Raw genomic sequence first — 20,849 nt, 5'->3', positions numbered from 1 at the left:
GACCACTTTCGCGCGAGCCGCCGCGCTCAGCGGCAGCGACGCTCGATCTGGTCGAGCGCGGCGCCGTAGCGATCCTGCAGCGACTTCGGCAGCACGGCCTGGTTGCTGGCATCGCGGATCTTGTCGAGGTCATGCGACGAGAAGCGGGTGAACAGCACGTCGGCCGCGCACGTGGCTTGGGACTGGCTCAGGCCGTAACGGTTGCGGAGGGCTACGACGAGCTCCGACCGCGACGGCTTCGACGAACTGCTGCAGCCCACGCCGACGGTGAGGGCCGCCACCGCGGCCACGGCAGCTGCGACGACGCGCCGCCCGGTCAGGGAGTGAGGCCCTTGGCCCTGCACGCCTCGCCCGCCTTTTCGGCCTTCGGAGCGATCGTCTTGCTCAGCGATGCCTTGGGGTTGGTGGCGTTGAACGCCTTGCGCTCGGCGGTCGTGAGCCGCAGCGAGTGGTTCTTGTTCTGGAACAGCTGGGTGGCCATGCAATCGGCCCATTTGCTGCTCACGCCCTGGTGGCTGCGGTACTGCTTGGCGAAGTCCTTCTGGCTGATCGGGCCGCTCTTGGTCCCGGTGCAGCCGCCGAGCATCACGAGGCAGCCCGTGGCAACGAGAGCGACGACCAGCTTGCGCAACGACATGGGGCTCCTTGGGATCTGGTGCTCCGTCGCCGACGATCGGCCGGCGGCGGACCGGGACGACGCTAGACGCCGCCGGCCCCCCGCCGGAACACCGACCGTGTGAGCGGCGGGCGACCCGACGGCCGCCCGTCTTCGCTCAACTGCTGGTGCTGCCCGTGACCTCGCTGGCGCAAGGCGTCACGGCGTCGTCCTCGAAGCGCTTGGCGAGGTCCGTGCCGACGTCGGACTCGTTGTCCGCCTTGACGATCTTTTGGATCTCCGAATCGGAGAACTTGCCGCTGTCGTACACCTTGGAGACGATGCACTCGGCGACCTTCTTCTGGAGCGGCGACGACGCCTTCTTCTCCAGCTCGCTGAGCGCTTTCGAGCGGCTGATGTTGCCGCCGCCGCTGCTGCAGGCCGCGATGGGTGCCGCCAGCGCCAACAGCGCGACGAGCGTGACGAGAAGCTTCTTCACAGGGATCTCCCCAGGTGTAGGCGGGACGGAGAGGGTACTCGGCCCCGGCGGACGGGCGGCGAACTGCCCATCGGGCCCCGGATCGAAACCCCCGGGCGGCCCGCCCCGGGCATCACCCGGAGGAAGACGGCGCGGACGTGGTCGACGATGCGACCGACGACGAGGTCGAAGACGTCGACGCGTCGACGCAGCCGCGGATCGCCGTCATGACCTTCTGGCGAAGCGTCGGGCTCACCGAGGCGGTCGGGCTGTCGCCCTGGCGCATCAACTGGCGAAGCTCCCCGTCGGTCAGCGCGGCGAAGACGCGGTCGGTGGCGCACTTGGCCGTGGCGGCGGGGTAGCCGGCCTGGCGCAACACCGACTGGACCTGGCTCCGGTCATGCGACGACTTCGGGCCGCTGCTGCAACCCACGACGAGCAACAGACCCAACGTCAGGACCACGACCACGGTGACCCCCCGCACCTCGCGCATCGGCGGCACCCTAGTGGTGCGTCTGGCAAGTGGCGGGGCGGTCCTCGCGGCCCCCGGCCCCGCTGGGCGACGTCCTCCTCCTCACCGCAGCCACGGCTGCGCCTTCGTCGTGCGTCCTGGCCAGCGGCACCGAATGACTCGCCATGACCACCTCCTCACCCACCAGGCACACCACCAAGCGTCCGCCGCGGTGGTCAGTCGACCAGGCGCAGGCCGCTCGGCGCGATCGAGGCCTCGGGACGCGCCAAGTCGGCCACGAATTCGGTGCGCAGGCCGGGAAAGACGTGGACCGCGACGAGCACGGGGACTCCTTCGGCGTCGGAGGTGACCCGCCGGCAGACGAGCACCGGCGAGCCCACCGGGACTTCGAGCAGCTCGGCGTCGGTCGGGTCCGCGGCGGCCGCAGCGATGGTCTGCACCGCGTCACCGAGCTGCCGCCCTGCGACGGCGGGCAGCAGGTCGTAGAACGTCTGCTCGGCCAGCTGCTCCTGCGTCATCCCCTTCGCCAGCGAACGGGGGCACCACACCGTGACACGGGCAAACGGATGGCTGTCAGCCAAGTTGAGCCGGACCACTTCGAGGACCTTTCCCGGCCCGAGCACTGCGGCGACGTCGGCCGGCGGGTCGACCACGTGGAACGACAGGATCCGGCGTGCGGAGTGAAGGCCTCGTTCGGTGAGCTGGTCCTCGATCGTGCCCAACCGGGCGAGTCGCTGTCGGAGCGGGGCACCGGCCGCGAACCACCCGAAGCCCTGGCGCGCGCCCACCAGACCCTCGGTCCGAAGCTCTTCGAGCGCACGGCGAATGGTCACCCGGCTCGCCCGGTACGCTGCCGCGAGCTCGGCCTCCGAGGGCAGCAATCCGCCCGACGCGAACTCCCCACCCGCCAGGCGCCCACGGAGGTCGTCCGCGATTTCTCGGTATCGGATGGTGCGCACTTGTATGACACTTGTCTACAATGGCGCCGTCCGCAAGTGATCGCGACGAGAACTTGCCCAACCGTCGAGAGGTGACCGCCATGGCTGTATCCGCCAGCACCCCCATCGAGCTCGTGAACGGGGTCTACGACCGTCTCCCCGAGCGGGTCGAGCAGGGACGCAAGCGGGTGGGCCGACCGTTGACGCTGACCGAGAAGATCCTCGTCAACCATCTCACCGATCCCGCAACCGGCGGGCTCGACCGGGGGGTCGACTACACCGACTTCGCGCCGGACCGCATCGCCATGCAGGACGCCACCGCCCAGATGGCGCTGCTGCAGTTCATGACCGCGGGACTGCCCGAGACCGCGGTGCCCACCACTGTCCACTGCGACCACCTGATCCAAGCGAAGGTCGGCGCGCAGATCGACCTCGGCGTGGCCATCGACACCAACCGCGAGGTCTACGACTTCCTCCGCTCCGTCTCGGCCAAGTACGGCATCGGCTTTTGGGGGCCGGGCAGCGGCATCATCCACCAGGTCGTGCTCGAGCAGTACGCCTTCCCCGGCGGGATGATGATCGGCACCGACTCCCACACGCCCAACGCCGGCGGGCTCGGCATGGTCGCGATCGGCGTCGGTGGGGCCGACGCGGTCGACGTGATGACCGGTTTCCCGTTCAACGTCCGCTTCCCCAAGGTCATCGGCGTCCACCTGACGGGGCGCCTCTCGGGTTGGAGCGCGCCGAAAGACATCATCTTGGAAGTCGCGCGCATCCTCACCGTCAAGGGCGGCACCGGCGCGATCGTCGAGTACTTCGGTCCCGGCGCGGAGTCCATCTCGGCCACCGGCAAGGGCACGATCTGCAACATGGGGGCCGAGATCGGCGCCACCTGCTCGCTGTTCGCGTACGACGACAACATGGCCGACTACTTGCGGGCCACCCGCCGCGAGGAGATCGCCGCCGCTGCCGACGCGGTCCGCGCCGACCTGCGACCCGACTCCGAGGTCTACGAGCGCCCGGCCGACTTCTACGACCAGGTCATCGAAATCGACCTCGACCAGCTCAAGCCGCTCATCAACGGGCCTCACTCCCCCGACTTGGCGCACTCGCTGGCAGAGGTGGCCGACGACGCCGAGCGCGAGGGCTGGCCCGTCGAGATCTCGGCTGCACTGATCGGGTCCTGCACGAACTCGAGCTATGAGGACATCACGCGGGCGGCGTCCATCGCCCGTCAAGCGTCCGCCAAAGGTCTGCGAGCCAAGACGAAGCTGCTGATCACACCGGGCTCCGAACAGGTGCGAGCAACGATCGAGCGCGACGGGCTGCTCGCCGACTTGGAGTCGATCGGCGGCGAAGTGCTCGCCAACGCGTGCGGGCCGTGCATCGGCCAGTGGGCCCGGCCGGACATGGACCCGAACACCAAGAACACGATCGTCAACAGCTACAACCGCAACTTCCCCAAGCGCAACGACGGCTCTGCGAACACGTTCGCCTTCGTCACCTCGCCCGACACGGTGATCGCGTTGGCGCTGGCCGGCACGCTCGACTTCGACCCGACCTCCGACGCGCTGACGACGGAGAGCGGTGAGGAAGTCCGCCTCGACGAGCCGGTCGGCGAGATGTTCCCCGAGCAGGGCTTCGACCCCGGCTCCAACACGTTCGAAGCGCCGCCGGCCGACGGGTCCGCCATCACCGTCGAGGTCTCGCCGACCTCCGACCGCTTGCAGCTCCTTGCCCCGTTCGCGCCGTGGGACGGCAACGACTATGTGGCGCTGCCCGTGCTGGTCAAGGCCAAGGGCAAGTGCACCACCGACCACATCTCGCCGGCCGGTCCGTGGCTGAAGTACCGCGGTCACCTCGAGAACATCTCGGGCAACTTGTTGAACGGGGCGATCAACTCCTTCACCGGTGCGGCCGGTGAAGGCAAGGACCCGCTCGACGGCGAGACCAGGCCGTTCCCCGACATCGCCAAGCGCCTCCACGAAGCGGGCGTCGCGTGGTGTGTCGTGGGTGACGAGAACTACGGCGAGGGCTCCTCGCGCGAGCACGCAGCGATGGAGCCACGGTTCCGGGGTGGCCTGGTGGTCCTGGTTCGGTCGTTCGCGCGCATCCACGAGACGAACCTGAAGAAGCAAGGCATGTTGCCCCTGACGTTCGCCGACCCGGCCACCTACGACCAGATCGACGAAGGCGACAAGCTCTCGTTCCTCGGCCTGGCCGAGCTGGCCCCCGGCAGGCCCGTGCAGTGCCAGATCGTCAAGGCCGATGGCTCGACGGTCGACTTCGAGGCCAACCACACCTTCTCCGACGAGCAGGTCAAGTGGTTCCGCGCGGGGAGCGCGCTGAACGTGATCCGCCAGGAACTGCAGGCCGGCTGAGCCGGCGGGTCGTCGGCCGCTCGGTCAGTCGAAGATCGGGCGGGAATCGCGGGTGCGCTTGAGCTCGTAGAAGCCAGGCGTACCCGCGACGAGCAACACGCCGTCCCACAGCCTTCCGGCTGCCTCGCCTTTGGGCGCGGGGGTGACGACGGGACCAAAGAATCCCACGCCGCTCACGGAGATCACCGGCGTGCCCACGTCGAGCCCCACCCGGCTCATGCCGTCCTCGTGCGAGGCGCGGAGCGCCTTGTCGAACTCGGTGGAGGTGGCCGCGTCGGCCAGCTCGGGCGGGAGGCCGACCTCGGCGAGCGCCTCGGCGATCACCGCTTCGAGATCCTTACGTTGGCCGGGGTGGATGCGGGTGCCCAGCGCCGTGTAGAGCGGCTCGAGGATGCCGAGTCCTTTGGCCTGCTCTGCCGCGATGCACACGCGGACCGGCCCCCACGCCCGCTTCATCAGGTCCTTGTACTGCTCGGGCAGGTCGTCCCGCCCCTCGTTCAGCACCGCGAGGCTCATCACGTGGAAGTGCGTGTCGACGTCGCGGACCTTCTCCACCTCCAGCATCCAGCGGGAGGTCATCCACGCCCATGGGCACATCGGGTCGAACCAGAAGTCAGCGGTCTCGCGGGCGGGTGTCTCGGCCACAGTGGTCTCCTTCGCAACGACAACGTCCGCCGCGCCACCCCACCACGCCGGACCGACCCATTGTGCCGGGCGTGATCGTGAACCACGCCTTCGCACTACCGTCGGCCTGCGATGACCGACGGATCCCCATCACACCCACGCAACCGCCCGGACCGCTTCACGGACCGGGTCGTCTTGATCACCGGCGCCGCCCGCGGCCAAGGCCGGGCGCACGCCGTTCGCCTGGCACGCGAGGGAGCCGATGTGGCGCTCATCGACGCGTGCGCCGGGTTCGAGACCACCGGCTACGAGGCGGCGACGCCGGACGATCTGGCCGAGACCGTGGCCGAAGTGGAAGCCACCGGGCGCCGCGCCATCGCCCACGTCGGCGACGTCCGTTCGGCCGCTGCGCTCGATGACCTGGTTGCCGAGACGTCCTCGACGTTCGGTCGCCTCGACGGGGTCGTGGCCAACGCCGCGATCTGCTCGTACGGGCGGCTGTGGGATCTGTCGCCCGAGCAGTGGCGCGAGATGATCGATGTCAACCTCACCGGCGTGTGGCACACCCTGCGCGCCACGGTGCCGGCGATGATCGAAGCGGGCAACGGCGGCTCGATCGTGCTCACCAGCTCCGGCGCCGGCCTGAAGGGCCTACCCCTCCTCGGCCACTACGGCGCCACCAAGTGGGCGCTCGTCGGCATGGCCCGCACGTTGGCGAACGAGGTGGCGGAGCATTCGATCCGGGTGAACACGATCCACCCGACCGCGGTCCGCACGCCGATGGGGCGCGACCCGGACCTTCGTGCGGCGTTCGACGCCTACCCGGGCTTCACCCGGTCGTTCGGCAACATGTTGCCGATCGGGTCGGTCGAGCCCGACGACATCAGCGACGCCGTGCTGTGGTTGCTGTCCGACGAGGCCAAGTGGGTGACTGCCGCGACCATCCCCGTCGACGCCGGCGCCGCCGAGGTCTGACCCCGCAGGAACTCTGAGGTTGGGCGGAAATGCGACCGGAACGGTGGGATCGTCGCCCAGCCGTGGAGAACGGGTGTGCCCACGCGGGCGGCGGCGGTACCGGGGCGGGCTCTCAGTCCGTGCCGGGGCGGCGGCCGACTTCGGCGTCGGGGTCGCCCTTGTAGCCGGGCGGGAAGGTGCGGGCGAGCTCCTCAGGGGTGGGCTCGTGCCGCTGGCGCGCCTCGGCGGGCAACAGGGCGGAGATCGCTTTCATCATCCGCTTGGTGTCGGCGTCGGGGGAGCGGTGCTTCACGTCGACCGATGGGCCCACTCGAACCCGAACCGTGGGGGGGTTGGCGAGGGCCAGCACGTTGGGCGTGCGGCTGCTCCTCGGCCATACCGCCTCGGTGTTCCACAGCCCCATCGGGATCACGGGCACCTCCGACAGCGCCGCCAAGCGCGCCGCCCCCCACCGCCCCTCGAGCTCCGGCTCGAAGAACGCCCGGCCCCGGGGGATGGTGCCCTGCGGCAAGATCACCACGATCTCGCCGCCCTCGAGCGCCCGAGCAGCCGCAGCGAGGGGCTCGTCAGAACCCGACCCTCGGTCGACCGCGATCCCGCCGATGGCGGCAGCGAGCTGGCCCACGACCGGCGCGTCGAACACTTCCTTCTTGCCGAGGAACCGCACCGACCGCTTTGCCCGCGCCATCGCGAAGCCGATCGCCAGCGGGTCGAAGTAGCTCCGATGGTTGGCGACCACGATCGCCGGGCCTTCGCGCGGGATGTGCTCGACGCCGTCGATGTCGAAGCGCACCCAAGGGAACAGCGCCGGCTGGGCGAAGAGCTGGAGCACGCGCTGGGTCTCGATCGGGCCGACCTTCACCACCCCTTCGGGCACGTCGAAGTGCTGGATCGGCCAGCGGCGCGCCAAGGCGACGAGCGTGAGTCGCGGGTCGGGGTTCACGGCGACTGCGCGGCCGACGGCCGACAGGAGCGGGACGTCGAACACGGAGTCGCTGTACGCCCAGCTGTCCGCCATCGACACGCCGTGGTCGGCGGACCAGTCCCGTACCGAGGCCAACTTCCCCGTGCCCCACACGAAGTTGCCGACGATGCCGCCCGTGTAACGCCCGCCCGATTCCGTGTAGCGCGTGGCGATCACGTCGTCGAGGCCGAGCGCGTCGGCCAGCGGCTTCACCAGGTCATACGGCGTGGTCGTCGCCATGACCACCCGGCGGCCGGCGGCCTGGTGCTGGGCGATCGCCATCTTGGCGAAGGTGGGCACTTGGTCGACCAGGTGCTCCGCGGCCTTCCGGCCGGCCTCTTGGACGGACGCTCGGTCCCAGCCATTGGCGGCGCGGGCCAGCTGCCGGGTCACGACCATCGCCGGCAACGTCTCTCCCACCGCGTCGAACACCCGGTACAGCAGCTGCTCACCCGGCACCGACTTGCCGCTGACCACCCCCACCGCGCGAAGCGCCTCGGAGATCACCGGGCCCGACGCCCCACGCAGCAAGGTGCGGTCGAGGTCGAAGAACGCCGCGCTGTTCGCTTCGCTGGCCACGAACGGAACCGTACCCTCGTCCACCGGGTTCGACCGCCGGGAAGGTGCGACGAAAACAAACGAAGCGGCCGGTGGGGGAACCGGCCGCTTCTCGGGTCTTCGGGGTGGGGGAACCCCTCGACCGGCGCTCGAGGGGCCAGCGGGGGAACCGGCATCTCCTCGGCGTTTTGTGTTGTGCCTCCCAGTATGCGGGCTGCTGCACAATCTGTCTAACAGTTTGTGGCGATAGGTGGCATCATGAACAGCGATGGACCTTCGACAGCTCGCGGCGCTCACCGCCGTTGCCGACCACGGCTCGTTCTCCGCCGCCGCCCGCGCCCTGCACACCGTCCAGTCCAACGTCTCCACCCACATCGCCCGGCTCGAGAAGGAACTGCGCGCCTCCCTGGTCGATCGCGCCACGGGCACGCTCACGGAGGTCGGCGAGATCGTGGTGGCCCGCGCCCGGATCGTCCAGGCCGAGCTCGATGCGCTCGCGGCCGATGTCGCCTCGGCGTTCGATGAGATCTCCGGCACGGTCCGCTTCGGCATCATCAGCACGACCGGCCGCTGGCTCGCTCCCCTGCTGCTCGAGACCATGGACGCGGCGCACCCCAACGTCCGCATGGTCCTGGTCGACGCCAGCACCACGTCGCTGCTCCCCCAAGTGGCGTCGGGCGCCCTCGATCTGGCGTTGGTCAACCTCCCGGTCGACGACCCCGACCTCGTCACCGAGCCGCTGTTCGACGAGGACCGCATGCTGGTGTGCCCGCGCGACCACCCCCTCCATGGCCGAGAGCACCTCACGCTCGGCGACTTGGCGGAGTTCCCGCTGATCCTCGAGCCGCCCGGCACGTCGTTTCGCGACGAGCTCGACATCGAGGCCGCGCGCGCGGGGGTGACCTTGCAGCCGCTCGCCGAAGTCGACGGCATGCGCCTGGTGGCCTCGCTCACGTTCGAGGGCGTCGGCCCCTCGGTGCTCCCGGCGAGCGCGTTCCGCCCCGACGCCGCGGTCTGGTCGGCCTCACTGGAGGATGTCGCGCCCCGCTCGGCCGGGATCGTGCAGCGACGGAGGGCGATCCTGTCCGCGCCGGCACGGGCCCTGCGGGAAGTGCTGGTCCGAGTGGTGCGCTCCGAGATCGGCCGCCTGCCCGGCCTGCACCTCACCCACGAGCCATGACGCGGAGCGCGGGCACACCGCCACCGTTCCCGACGAACGGCTCGTACCGGTACGCTCGGCTTGCACGTCTTGCCCCTGACCGCCACGGTTGCGGGTACATCACCGACACACGAGGGCTACGGGAGCAACGTTGGCCGAGAGCGTAACCATCACCGACAACCGCACAGGCGAGACGATCGAAGTGCCCATCGAGAACGGTGGGATCGACGCCGCCGCGGTGCGCAAGCTCGTCGGCAACACCTGGTTCTACGACCCCGGCTTCACGCAGACGGCGTGTACGAGCAGCTCGATCACCGAGATCGACGGTGACAACGGCATCTTGCGCTACCGCGGCTACCCGATCGAACAGCTCGCCGAGCAGTCGACGTATCTCGAGGTCGCCTACCTCCTCGTGCACGGCGAGCTTCCCACCGAGCAGGCCTACGAGCAGTGGGTGCACGACATCACGTACCACACGTTCATCCACGAGAACGTGCGCAAGCGCTTCATGGAGGGCTTCCATCACGACGCCCACCCCATGGGGATGTTGGTGTCGGCACTGGCCGCGCTGTCGACGTTCTATCCCGAAGCCAAGCAGATCTTCGACGAGGACGTTCGTGACAAGCAGATCGTCCGGCTGATCGCCAAGCTCCCCACGATCGCCGCCGGCGCGCACCGCTTCAGCGTCGGCCAGCCGTTCGTCTACCCCGACAACACGCTGCCGTTCGCCACGAACTTCCTGTCCATGATGTGGAAGGTCGCCGAGCCCCACTACGAAGCGGACCCAGTCCTGTCGCGGGCGCTCGACGTGTTGTTCATCCTCCATGCCGACCACGAGCAGAACTGCGGCACCGCCGCCATGCGCGTCATCGGCTCCTCCCACGCCGACCCCTACGTGTCGGCCGCCGGCGCCGCAGCCGCGCTGTACGGACCCCGCCACGGCGGCGCCAACGAAGCGGTCATCCGCATGCTCGGCGACATCGGCTCACTCGACGCGGTCCCCGCGTTCATCGACGGCGTGAAGGCCGGCAACGGTCGCCTCCAGGGCTTCGGCCACCGCGTGTACAAGAACTACGACCCCCGGGCGAAGATCATCAAGGACATCGCCTACCAGGTGTTCGAAGTCACCGGGAAGAACCCGCTGCTCGACATCGCCTTGAAGCTCGAGGAGACCGCGCTGAGCGACGAATACTTCGTCAGCCGGAAGCTGTATCCGAACGTCGACTTCTACTCGGGGCTCATCTACCAGGCGATGGGCTTCCCGATGGAGATGTTCACGGTGCTGTTCGCCATCCCGCGGGTGTCGGGCTGGTTGGCGCACTGGAAAGAGCTGCTGGAGCAGGACCAGAAGATCGCCCGACCCCGGCAGCTGTACGTCGGGCAGGGCGAGCGCCCGTACACGCCGATCAGCGCCCGCTGAGCGGCAACCGCGACCGAACCAGGGGGCCCGACCTTGGCGAGTGGTGGCTGGGGACCTGCCGGGTCGCCCGCTGGTGTGGCGCCCCCCGGGGCGCGCGGGTGGGGCGGCAACGGCTGGGGTTCGAACGGTTGGGGCTCGAACGTCTTTCACGACCCCCGCGCCGCGCTGATCGCCAGCCTGCCGACCGGCCCTGAAGCCAACATCCGCCAGCGCATCGGCGCGCGGGCGATCGACCTGGTGCTCGAAGGTACCGCCACGATCATCGTCGCCGTGAACGGGCCGGCCGGGCGCCCCCTGCTGTCGGGCGTGATCGCGTTCGCTCTCGTGTTCGCGTACGAGACGATCTGCGTCGCGGCCGGCGGCGCCACCCTCGGCAAGCGCCTGGTCGGTCTCGAGGTCGTACCGGTCGGCCGCACCGGACCGATCACCTGGTCCGCTGCGGCCCGGCGTGGTGCGGCCGTGGCGAGCGTCGCACTCGGATTCTTCGCGGGCGCCGGTCCGGGGATCCTCCTCGGCGTGTACCTGCTCGTGTCGACCAGCTCGTCGCTGCATTACCGCGGCGGCCACGACCGTGCCGCGCGCACGTACGTGGTGGAGGCCAAGCGCCGGCCTCGGATCGTCACCCAAGACGACCTCGACCAGTGGATCGACCTGCGCCATGCCCGCACGTGGATCGACCTCGGCTTGCTGGCGACCTTCGCCGAGCGACGTCGGGCCCGCGCGCAACGCCTCGAGCACGCACCCTTCCTGCTCGCCTACCTGGTCGGCTCGGCGCTGCTGTTCGTCACGATCTGGCAGACGTTGGCCGCGTTCGTCTGGCTGACCCTGGCATGGATCGTCGTCTTCACGGTTGACGAGACCATTCGCGTGCACCGCTCGGGCACGACCTCGGGCCACACCGCCTTGGGTCTCGTGATCGTCGATCGCCGCACCGGACGGCCGCCGGGGTGGTGGCGGTCCACGTTGCGAGCGTTCGTGCTCGGCCTCGGCATGTTCACGCCCTTCCTGCCGGTGCTGGCGCTGTGGACCAAGGTGGCCGACGAGCAACGCGGCCCGCACGACCTCGCCGGCCGCACCGTGGTGGTCGCCCACCCCGCGCTGAGTGACCGGGTGAGTCGGCTCCCCGTCCCACCCACGGCGCCCGTCGAGCGCTTCTGAGCCATGGCCACGCCGTTCCTCGACCCCGCGCCGACGCGCAGGTTCCCGATCGTGACCGCGTGTCTGATCGGCATCTGCATCTTCGTGTTCCTGGTGCTGCAGTCGTCCGCCTTCCAGCGGCCAACCCTCGACACGACGCGTAGCGGTGACCGCACCGCGGTGCTCGAGGCCAACCGGTTCGTCTACCGGTGGACGGCGATCCCGTGCGAGGTCACCTCGGGCGAGACCGTGGAACAAGGCGCCAAAGAGTGCGACGGCACGCTCCCCTTCTACGCCGACGAGCACGGCAAGAACGTCTGGCTGTCGGTCTTCTTCTCGATGTGGCTCCACGCGAACCTGCTGCACATCGCCGGCAACATGCTCTACCTGTGGATCTTCGGACGGTTGATCGAAGACCGACTCGGACCGCTCGCCTTCCTGGCCATCTACCTCGTTGGCGGCATGATCGCCACGTTCACGTTCTGCTACGCGCACTACCACTCGACCGGACCCGGGCTCGGCGCGTCCGGCGCCATCGCGGCGATCATGGGCGTAGCCGTGGTGCTCCAACCACGACGGCGACTGCTGAGCGTGCTGCAGACGCCCGGCGCCCAAGTCGCGTACGTCCCTGCGTGGGCGGTGCTGGGCTTGTTCTTCGCGTCGCAGTTCTTCTACGGCGACGACACCGTCGCGTGGCAGGCCCACGTGGGCGGCATGTTGTTCGGCGTGCTGTGCGGCCTCGGTATCTGGCTCTACGGTCGCCGCCGGGGCCGTACGCAGCCACTGCCCACGGTCGCACTCACCCCGACCGGCTGACGTCCGGCCCCGCTGCGACCCGCGCAACCCGCTGGCTCACGGCTGGATGTCGAGCACCAACTTGCCGACGTTCTCGTTGGCTTCCATCCGCTCATGCGCGGCCGCGACCTGTTCAAGTGCGAACCGCTGATCGATCACCGGGCGCAGCGTGCCGTCCGCGAACCGGGGGCCCATGGCGGCGGCGAACCGCTGCGAGACCGCGATCTTCTCCTCGAGCGGGCGGCCCCGCAGCACGGTTCCCACCAGATGGGCGCGCTTGGGGAGGAACTTGCCCAGTGTCACCTCGGTGCGACCACCGCCCATGACGCCGACCTGCACGATCGTGGCACCCACGCGGATCACGTCGAGGTTGCGGTCGAGGTAGTCGCCACCGATCACGTCGAGGACCACGTCGACGCCGCCGGGCACCGCCGTGGCGACCGCTGCCACGAAGTCGTCGACCTTGTAGTCGACCACGAGGTCGGCCCCGAGCGACCTGCACGCGTCGACCTTTCCCGTCGAAGTGGTGACCGCCACGCGCGCGCCCACCGCTCCGGCGATCTGGATCGCCGCGGTGCCGACGCCGGACGCACCCGCGTGCACCAACGCCCAACCGCCCGAACCGAGGCCGCCTTGGAGCACCAGCGCGTCGAACGCCGTGATGAACACCTCGGGGATCGCGGCCGCGTCGGCAACTGCGACGCCGGCTGGCACGGCGATCGCCTGGCGCTCGTGGACGCACAGCCGCTCGGCGTACGCGCCGCCGGCCACGATGCCCATGACCTCGTCGCCCACCTGCCACGCGGTGGCACGCCGGCCGAGGGCGGCGACCCGGCCGGCGAACTCCATGCCGAGGATCTCCGGCGGCGGCGCGACACCTGGGGTTCGCTCGAGCGCTGCCAGCAGCCGTTGGCGGTCGGGGTCGGGATAGAACCCGCGGCGTTGGATGAGGTCGGCCCGGTTCAACGCGGTGGCCACCACGTCGACGAGGATCTCCTCGGGGCCAGGCTCGGGGTCGGCGACGTCGGCCAACTCCAACACATCGGTCCCGCCCACGCCGTTCAGCACGATCGCACGCACAGCAGCCGCCTCAGGCCTTCGGTGGCCGGCGGAGCAGCACTTCTTGAGCGATCGTCGCCACGTGCGACCCGCCGAGGGTGAACACGTGGCCGACGGCCAGCCCCCGCGAGCTGAGCAGCCCGTGACAGGTGAAGTCGTAGAGATGCCATTCGTCGGCGCGCAACGGTCGGTGGAACCAGATCGCGTGGTCGAGGCTGGCGCTCCACCAGTCGTGCTCCTCGCCCTTCAGCCGGTCCGGGTGTTGCGCGACCACCGCGTCGGTGGGGATGTCGTCGGACAAGTAGGCAAGGGCGCATGACTGCAGGCCGGGTTCGTCCGCAACGGGCTCGGTGTTGCGCAACCATGCCGCCGCCCGTCCCGGGCCGAGCCGCCGCCCTGCCTCGGACTCGGCCTCCCCCGACCACGTGGAGCGCGTGACGAACCGGCGGCTGAACATCGTGCTCCAGCTCTCGCTGTCGTCGAGCTGGTCGGGCAAGGGCACGTCGGGCAGCACGGCCGTCTGCACCTCGGCACCCGGCTCGGGCCGTTGGAACGAGGCCGACATCGACAAGATCGCACCCACGGCCTGGCGGGCGACCACGCGCCGCGTCACGAACGACCGGCCGTTGCGCACCCGCTCGACCTCGAACCGGGTGGGCTCGTCGTGGTCGCCTCGGCGGATGAAGTAAGCGTGCAGCGAGTGCACCTCGAACTCGGGCTCGACGGCGAGCGTGGCGGCACGCAGGGCCTGCGACACGATCTGGCCGCCGTACAGCCCGCCCCACGGGTACTGCGGCCCGACACCGACATACGTGTCCGGGCCGTGCGGTTCGAGGTTCATGATCGACGCGAAGTCCACGTGCTGCAGTTTCGGAGATGCCGTGTCGGGACGCCAACCGGGCGGCGACTAAGAAGGAGCGATGGACTTCGCCGTCGACCCCGCGTTGGCTGATCTGCAAGCCGAGGCCACCGCGTTGGGCCGCGAAGTCGGCGCGCGCCTCGACATGCGCGAAGACGCCTGGATGGTCGGCCACGACGAGGAGTTCGCTCGCCAGCTCGCCGCACGCCGTTGGCTCGGGCTGACGTGGCCCACCTCGGCCGGCGGGGGTGGGCGGCCGCCGATCGAGCGGGCGCTGATCTTCGAAGCGCTCATCGGCGAAGGCGCTCCGGTGGCCGCGGCGTGGTTCGCCGATCGCCAGATCGGCCCCACGTTGTTGCAGTTCGGCACCGACGAGCAGCAGCAGCGATGGCTGCCGGGGATCCTCGCCGGCACCGACATGTGGGCGATCGGCATGAGCGAGCCCGACGCGGGATCCGATGTCGCGTCGCTGCGCACCCGAGCGGTGCGCGACGGCGACACCTGGGTGGTGAACGGCGCCAAAGTGTGGACCAGCGGCGCCGCGCTGGCCGACTACTGCTACCTCATCTGCCGAACCGATCCCGATGCACCGCCCCACCAGGGGCTGTCGGAGTTCGTGGTCGACCTGCACAGCCCCGGCGTGGAAGTGCGCCCGATCGTCGACGCCACCGGCAACCGCCACTTCTGCGAGGTGGTCTACACCGACGTGCGCGTGCCGGCCGACCACCTGATCGGCGAGCCGAACGGCAGCTTCCGCCAAGTGATGCGCCAGATGGAACACGAGCGCGGGGGCATCGACCGGCTGGTGTCGAACCGGCGGCTGTATCTGGACTGCCTGGCGCTGGCCGACGGCGACGACCCGCTGGTTCGCCAAGAGATCGCCGCGCTGGAGACCGGCTACCAGATCGGTCGGCTGCTCGTGTACCGCGAGGTCGTCGGTCAGGCACCCCGCTCGTTTTCGGCTGCGACCAAGACCTTCTGCACCGAGTACGAGCAACGAGTGGCGACGTTCTGCGGGCGGGTGCTCGGCCCTGCCGCGACCCTCGCCGAGCCCGGGTTGCCGGCGCGGGTGTCGCGCAACCTCGTCTATGCGAGCGCCTACACGATCATGGGCGGCACGACGCAGATCCTGCGCAACATCTTGGGTGAGCGGGTGCTCGGTCTGCCTCGGTAGCCGGCACGCCGCCGGCCATCAGGTCTCGGGTAGTGGCTGGGCTTCGAGGCGCCGGTACGGGCTCACCGGATCGCGCGGCACCCGCCAAGGGGCCACGCGCACCCGGGCGTCGGTCACGAACGCTCCTTCGCCCGACACGATCACCGGGTTGCAGCGGATCACGGCCAGCTCCGGCCGCTCCTGCGCGATGGCGGCGACACGCAGCAGCGCTTCGGCCATCGCCGCTGCGGCCTGCGGGCCTTGCTCGGCGATCAGCGCAGCGACCGGTGACATGGCCACCAGGCGTCGGGCATCGGCGTCGGTGAGCGGCAGGACCTGCATGGCCGTGTCGAGACCGCGAGCGCTCACCCCGCCGAGACCGAAGCGGATGACCGCGCCCAGCGAGGGGTGCTGGTGGACCTCGACCAGGCAGTCGACCCCCGGCGGGGCCATCTGCTGCACGAGCGCCGGCTCCATGGCCGTGCCGAGCAGTTCGACCATCCGCCCGAAGGCCTGGCGCACTTCGTCATCGTCGTGCACATCGATCGCCACGCCACCCGCCTCGGTCTTCGCGAGGCGAGGCAGACCCGTGGCCTTCAACGCGATCGGGTAACCGACTTCGGCTGCCGCCGCCACGGCCTCGTCGGCGCCGCGCACCGCGGTCTGGCGCACACCCGCCACACCGGCCGCGTCGAGCACCGCCCGCGCCGTCGCGGCGTCGAGCCAGGCGCCCGCCGGGGCGTCGGCCAACGCGCGGTCGACCAGCCGTTGCACCGCATCGTGGTCGACGTCGTCGTACTCGGGCACTGCGCCGGGGTCCTGCGCCCGCCACTGGCCATAGGCGGCGACGCGCCCCAGCGCCTGCGCAGCGGCCTCGGGGAACTCGAACACCGGGAGGCAGCGAACCGGGTGCTGGACGAGGCGCTCCCCCAACGCCAGGAACGTGGCAACCACCGGGATGTCGCCGGTCGCCGCCACGTCGGCCAACGCCGCGTGCACCGCCTCGCTGCCCTCGGGCACCGGGGGTGCGTGCACCACCAGCACCGCGTCGACCCCCGGGTCGTCGAGCACCGCGGCGACCGCGGCCTGGAAGTCGTCCGGACCGGCGGCGTAGCCGAGGTCGACCGGGTTCGCGGCGCGGTTCGCCGGCCCGCCTGACAAGCCCTCGACCCGCGCTCGCATCCGGGCGCTGGTCTCGGGCGCCAGGTCGGCGAGCTGCAGACCCGCGCCCACGCACGCGTCGGCCGCCAGGACCGCCGGCCCCCACGAGTTGGAGATGAGCGCCACCCGTCGGCCGTTGGGGACCGGCTGATGCGTGAGGACTCGAGTGACGTCGAACAGCTGCTCCAACGTGTCGACCCGGATCACGCCGGTCTGTCGCAGCATCGCGTCGATGGAAGCCTCGGCGGGCCAGTCGTCGTCGGTTGCGGCCTCGCGCGCGCCGGGCCCGCGCGACATCCCCCGGCCACTCTTGACGGCGATCACCGGCTTCGATCGGCACATGCGGCGGCAGATGCGGGCGAAGTTGCGCGGGTTGCCGAAGTTCTCGAGGTACAGCAGCACGAGGTCGGTCTCGGGGTCGTCTTCCCAGTACTGCAAGAGGTCGTTGCCCGACACGTCGGGCCGGTTGCCGACCGACACGAACGTGGAGATGCCGAGGTCGAGTTGGCGGAGGTGGCTGAGCACCGCTGCGCCGAGGGTGCCGGACTGCGAGGAGAACCCGATCCGGCCGCGCTTCGGAAGGTGGCCGAGGTATGTGGCGCCGAGCTGCACATCGGGGTCGGTGTTCACGAATCCCATCGAGTTCGGCCCCACGAGACGCATGCCGTGACGATGCGCGAGCTCGACCACCTGGCGCTCGAGGTCCGCGCCGGCCGGGCCCGTCTCGGCGAAGCCGGCGCTGATCACCACCAGGCCTTGCACCCGCTTGCGGGCGCAGTCACGGACCACGTCGAGCACGGCCTCGGCCGGCACGCAGATCACGGCCACGTCGACCTCGTCGGGCACGTCGCTCACCGTGCGATGGGCACGCACGCTCGCCACGTACGACGCGTGCGGGTTCACGGGATACACCGGGCCGTGGAATCCGCCGAGCACGATGCGGCGCACCAGCTCGTTGCCGATCGTGCCGGGCGTCCGGGACGCGCCCACGACCGCGATCGAGTGCGGCCGCAAGATGCGCCGAACCGAGCGCGCGTATGCGAGTCGGGCGCGCTCTTCGATCTTGGCCAGTGCCTCGGGGGTCGGTTCGATGCCGAGCTCGACTTCGATCACGCCGTCGGCGAACCGGCTCTTGGTCTCGAAACCCACTTGGTGGAAGACGCCGAGCATCTTGCGGTTGTTCGGCAACACGGTGGCGGTGAACCCGGCGATGCCGACCTCACGTGCCGCTGCCGCGAGGTACTCGAGCAGGACGGTGGCCATGCCGCGGCCGGCGTGGCGGTCGTCGGTGAAGAAGGCGACCTCGGCCACGGACTGGGTGGGCAGCCGGTCGTAGCGGGCGATACCCACCAGCTCGTCGCCGATGAGGCCGACGAACGCCATGCGGTCGGCGTAGTCGAGGTGCGTGAGCCGCTCGATGTCGCGGGGCGTCAGCCGCGGACGTGGGCTGAAGTAGCGGAAGTAGATGCTCTCGGGCGACTGGCGGGCGTGGAACGCCTCGAGCCGCTCGCCGTCGTCTGGCCGGATCGGGCGGACGTGCATGGTGCCGCCGTCGGACAAGACGACATCGGCTTCCCAGTGCGCCGGGTAGCCACCCGACGGGCTGGTCGCGATCGACGTCGACGGATCCGCGGGCTCCGGCACACCCGCAGGCTACCGACGAGGACCCCGGCGGTCCGGGTGTCGACCGCCACGGCGGCGACGCACGACGGGCCTCTCACCGCGGACAGTGTTGACCCGGTAGGTGGTAGCTTCGAGCACGTTCCGTGAGCGGACACGGACACGGCGCCGGGCGGCGTCAGCGGTGACCAACAGAGGGGCTTTCGGGTGCCACACCACCCAACGCGGGCCGCGGGCTCGTCCAACAGCTACAGCGGCCAGCTGCTTGTGCGGGCCATCCGAGCCGCGATCCTGACCGGCGCAGGCGGCGCCGTCGGCCTGGTGGCCACGGCTGCTGCGTCGCACGCGGCCACTGCCCCACCGAGCCCGACCGGGTCGTCGGCCGCCACATCGCCGGCTGCCGGCGGTCGGGTGGCACGCCCGAGCGCCGCGCGGTCCGCCGATCCCACCGTCCGCAGGGTCGCCGTTCGGGCAACCCACGCACGTGCGACGGCTCCGCCCGCGACGGCTCCGGCCACGAGCCCCGCGCCGGCCGATCCCTCAGCGGGACCCGAATCGGCCTCGGTCTCGTCCAACGTCGTCGACCGCACCGAAGGCGGTGCCATCGGGGGCATCGAGGTGGCCGGCCCAACCTCGACGATGTCGCCAGGCCCGGACACCGCGCCCGGGCCGGCCGTGAGCGCCCCCGGCACCCCGGCATCGACCGCCGCCAGCGAAGCCGCCCCGGCCACCATCGTGGCAACCGACCCGGCGTCTCCGACCACCGGCGCCGAGCCTCCGGCCACCACCGACCCGGCCACGACCGGCTCGGACACACCGGCCACGACGGGCTCGGCTCCGGCGACCACCGGCGACTCGTCGGTCGGCAACAACTCGTCCAACACCGCGGTCGCAACCCAGCCCGTGGACGTGACGGTCGTCGATCAACAGCCGATCGTGATCGTCGGCGCCACCGGCGACACCACGATCAACATCACCCTCGGCGGCACGGTCACGACGACCGTCACCGCGGTGGCGACCAACACCTCTGACGGCTCGGCGTCGGTGACCACCGGCATCGAGGCCCAGACCACTTCGCAAGTGCAGGTCACCAGCGCCCAGCCGGTCACCGTCAGCAGCCAGGCCGGAGCAGTGCGCGGCACGTCGGTGGTGACCGGCAACTCGTCGCGCAACGTGGCCGTCGTGAGCCAGGCGCCGCATGTGGTCGTGGTGCAGTCGATCCCCATCGTGCTGGTGCACCCCGACGGCCGGGTGACGATCAACACGGTGATCGCCGGCGTGGTGATCACCCGGGTGGTCGGTGTGGGCGCCAACACCTCGAACGGCCAAGGCGCGCTGGCAGGTGGCGGCGCCGGGACCGCGCTCGCCACGGGCAACGAGTCGACCAACCGCGTGATCGTGATCCAGACGCCCGACATCACCGTCGTGTTCGAGATCCCGATCACCATCATCGACCCGCAGGGCCCGGTCGACATCCACGCCCTCATCGCCGGGGTGGTCGACACGCAGATGGTGGCCGTCGGCACCAACGAGTCGAACGGCACGGCCATCACCGACGGCACCAGCACGGGCGGCTCGCCCACCGGGGTGAACGACGGCTCGGTCACGGACCGCTCGAGCAGCTCGGTGATGATCGTGCAGGCGCCCCACGTGTCGCTGCAGCAGCAAGTGCCGATCACCATCACCAACCCGGTCGCGCCGGTGCACATCGACGCCACGATCGCGTCGCTGATCACGACCACATTGCAGGCCGCCGCGGGCAACTCGTCGTCGGGCACGTTGGTCGCCGGCGGCGCGACGTTCACGACCCACTCGACCGACGGCACGATCCAAGTGCTGCAGGACCCCACGGTCGACGTGCACAGCGCCATCCCGGTGACCGTCGACAACCCGTCCGCACCGGTGCAGATCTCGACGCTGGTGGCCGACGTCGTGCGCACCGTGGTCCACCAGACGCTCGCAGCCGGCGAAGGCAGCTCTGTCCCGGTTGCCACCCCACCGACCGTCGGCGACCCTTCATCGGGCGGGATCGGGGTCGGCGCCCTCCGGCCCGGTTCGGTCGGTCCAACCGGACGGTCCGACTCGGCGCCAGGCGAGCCCGGTCACCAGTTGCATGCGGTCTCGACGCGACTCACGGCGACCAGCATGGACCTGACGCCCGCTGCCGCCGCCAACACCGTCAGCGCCGCGCACGCCCTTGCCGGCAGACCGCTCGCCACCCAGGCGGCGTCGCCGGCGAGCGGGGAGCGCCCGGCTACGCCGACCGCGAGCCTCTCGGCGAACGGGGCCTGGTGGCAGCGCGCCGTGCGCACGCCGTACCTCCCGGTTGCCGTGTTGGCCGCCGGGCTCGCGGTCGCGGGCCTCACCCGGCGACACCACCTGCTCCGCCTCTTACGTCGGCCCGGCCGCTGAACCGCGGCGCGTCAGCGGTTCCGCGCGCGAAATGTGACCGCAGCGGTCCGATTCCACGCGCAGTACGGCTGCAGATCAAGACGATGGAA

Annotated in this window: 19 protein-coding genes; 8 read left to right on the top strand and 11 right to left on the bottom strand. The window is 70.4% G+C overall.

All coding sequences use genetic code 11. The annotated features are described in order from the left end of the window. Positions 1-26: 26 nt before the first annotated feature. From VHA73_07315 to VHA73_07295, 5 genes are all read right to left on the bottom strand, one after another. Positions 27-281, bottom strand: a complete 255-nt coding sequence (locus VHA73_07315) for a hypothetical protein (GenBank protein HVX17826.1) — start codon at positions 279-281, stop codon at positions 27-29. A 35-nt stretch (positions 282-316) separates the two neighbouring features. Beyond that, entirely contained in the window at positions 317-637 is a 321-nt protein-coding gene (locus tag VHA73_07310) for a hypothetical protein (GenBank protein ID HVX17825.1), read from the bottom strand. Between the two features lie 136 nt (positions 638-773). Further along, on the bottom strand, positions 774-1,094 hold the full coding sequence (locus tag VHA73_07305) for a hypothetical protein (GenBank protein ID HVX17824.1): 321 nt from the start codon (positions 1,092-1,094) through the stop codon (positions 774-776). A 112-nt stretch (positions 1,095-1,206) separates the two neighbouring features. Continuing rightward, positions 1,207-1,566 (bottom strand): hypothetical protein, encoded by a 360-nt coding sequence (locus VHA73_07300; protein ID HVX17823.1) that lies wholly within the window; start codon positions 1,564-1,566, stop codon positions 1,207-1,209. A 194-nt stretch (positions 1,567-1,760) separates the two neighbouring features. Further along, positions 1,761-2,504, bottom strand: coding sequence for a GntR family transcriptional regulator (locus VHA73_07295; protein HVX17822.1), 744 nt, complete (start codon positions 2,502-2,504; stop codon positions 1,761-1,763). 80 nt (positions 2,505-2,584) lie between these two features. On the opposite strand from VHA73_07295, the gene VHA73_07290 reads away from it, so the two are divergent. After that, on the top strand, positions 2,585-4,864 hold the full coding sequence (locus VHA73_07290; GenBank protein HVX17821.1) for an aconitate hydratase: 2,280 nt from the start codon (positions 2,585-2,587) through the stop codon (positions 4,862-4,864). A 24-nt stretch (positions 4,865-4,888) separates the two neighbouring features. Here VHA73_07290 and VHA73_07285 read toward each other — a convergent pair whose 3' ends face one another. Then, positions 4,889-5,509: a disulfide bond formation protein DsbA gene (locus VHA73_07285; GenBank protein ID HVX17820.1), complete on the bottom strand. Its 621-nt coding sequence runs from the start codon at positions 5,507-5,509 to the stop codon at positions 4,889-4,891. Positions 5,510-5,620: 111 nt separating this feature from the next. Between VHA73_07285 and VHA73_07280 the strand changes: the two genes are divergently transcribed. Beyond that, positions 5,621-6,463: a mycofactocin-coupled SDR family oxidoreductase gene (locus VHA73_07280; protein HVX17819.1), complete on the top strand. Its 843-nt coding sequence runs from the start codon at positions 5,621-5,623 to the stop codon at positions 6,461-6,463. A 112-nt stretch (positions 6,464-6,575) separates the two neighbouring features. On the opposite strand, the gene VHA73_07275 is transcribed toward VHA73_07280, so the two are convergent. Then, positions 6,576-8,006 carry an HAD-IB family hydrolase gene (locus VHA73_07275; GenBank protein ID HVX17818.1) on the bottom strand — a complete coding sequence of 477 codons (1,431 nt, stop codon included), beginning with the start codon at positions 8,004-8,006 and terminating at the stop codon, positions 6,576-6,578. A 247-nt stretch (positions 8,007-8,253) separates the two neighbouring features. On the opposite strand from VHA73_07275, the gene VHA73_07270 reads away from it, so the two are divergent. The 4 genes from VHA73_07270 to VHA73_07255 all read left to right on the top strand — a co-directional run bounded on the left by VHA73_07270 (position 8,254) and on the right by VHA73_07255 (position 12,517). After that, a complete protein-coding gene (locus VHA73_07270; protein ID HVX17817.1) occupies positions 8,254-9,165 on the top strand; it encodes a LysR family transcriptional regulator in 912 nt (303 codons plus the stop codon). Positions 9,166-9,295: 130 nt separating this feature from the next. After that, positions 9,296-10,564, top strand: a complete 1,269-nt coding sequence (locus tag VHA73_07265) for a citrate synthase (GenBank protein HVX17816.1) — start codon at positions 9,296-9,298, stop codon at positions 10,562-10,564. Between the two features lie 75 nt (positions 10,565-10,639). After that, positions 10,640-11,722: an RDD family protein gene (locus tag VHA73_07260; protein ID HVX17815.1), complete on the top strand. Its 1,083-nt coding sequence runs from the start codon at positions 10,640-10,642 to the stop codon at positions 11,720-11,722. Positions 11,723-11,773: 51 nt separating this feature from the next. Then, on the top strand, positions 11,774-12,517 hold the full coding sequence (locus VHA73_07255; protein HVX17814.1) for a rhomboid family intramembrane serine protease: 744 nt from the start codon (positions 11,774-11,776) through the stop codon (positions 12,515-12,517). A gap of 36 nt (positions 12,518-12,553) precedes the next feature. On the opposite strand, the gene VHA73_07250 is transcribed toward VHA73_07255, so the two are convergent. Then, a complete protein-coding gene (locus VHA73_07250; protein ID HVX17813.1) occupies positions 12,554-13,576 on the bottom strand; it encodes an NAD(P)H-quinone oxidoreductase in 1,023 nt (340 codons plus the stop codon). Positions 13,577-13,586: 10 nt separating this feature from the next. Then, a complete protein-coding gene (locus VHA73_07245; protein ID HVX17812.1) occupies positions 13,587-14,414 on the bottom strand; it encodes an acyl-CoA thioesterase domain-containing protein in 828 nt (275 codons plus the stop codon). Positions 14,415-14,475: 61 nt separating this feature from the next. Here VHA73_07245 and VHA73_07240 point away from each other — a divergent pair, with 61 nt between their 5' ends. Beyond that, positions 14,476-15,588 (top strand): acyl-CoA dehydrogenase family protein, encoded by a 1,113-nt coding sequence (locus VHA73_07240; GenBank protein HVX17811.1) that lies wholly within the window; start codon positions 14,476-14,478, stop codon positions 15,586-15,588. An 18-nt stretch (positions 15,589-15,606) separates the two neighbouring features. Here the strand turns inward: VHA73_07240 and VHA73_07235 are convergent, their stop codons facing one another. Both VHA73_07235 and VHA73_07230 read right to left on the bottom strand, forming a co-directional pair. Then, positions 15,607-18,372 carry a GNAT family N-acetyltransferase gene (locus tag VHA73_07235; GenBank protein ID HVX17810.1) on the bottom strand — a complete coding sequence of 922 codons (2,766 nt, stop codon included), beginning with the start codon at positions 18,370-18,372 and terminating at the stop codon, positions 15,607-15,609. Between the two features lie 224 nt (positions 18,373-18,596). Next, positions 18,597-19,232, bottom strand: coding sequence for a hypothetical protein (locus tag VHA73_07230; GenBank protein HVX17809.1), 636 nt, complete (start codon positions 19,230-19,232; stop codon positions 18,597-18,599). 25 nt (positions 19,233-19,257) lie between these two features. On the opposite strand from VHA73_07230, the gene VHA73_07225 reads away from it, so the two are divergent. Further along, positions 19,258-20,760 (top strand): hypothetical protein, encoded by a 1,503-nt coding sequence (locus tag VHA73_07225; GenBank protein ID HVX17808.1) that lies wholly within the window; start codon positions 19,258-19,260, stop codon positions 20,758-20,760. Positions 20,761-20,849: the final 89 nt, after the last annotated feature.

The sequence above is a fragment of the Acidimicrobiales bacterium genome, from assembly GCA_035547835.1.
Taxonomy (GTDB): domain Bacteria; phylum Actinomycetota; class Acidimicrobiia; order Acidimicrobiales; family Iamiaceae; genus DASZTW01.
This window is presented reverse-complemented; position numbering and strand designations above follow the sequence as displayed.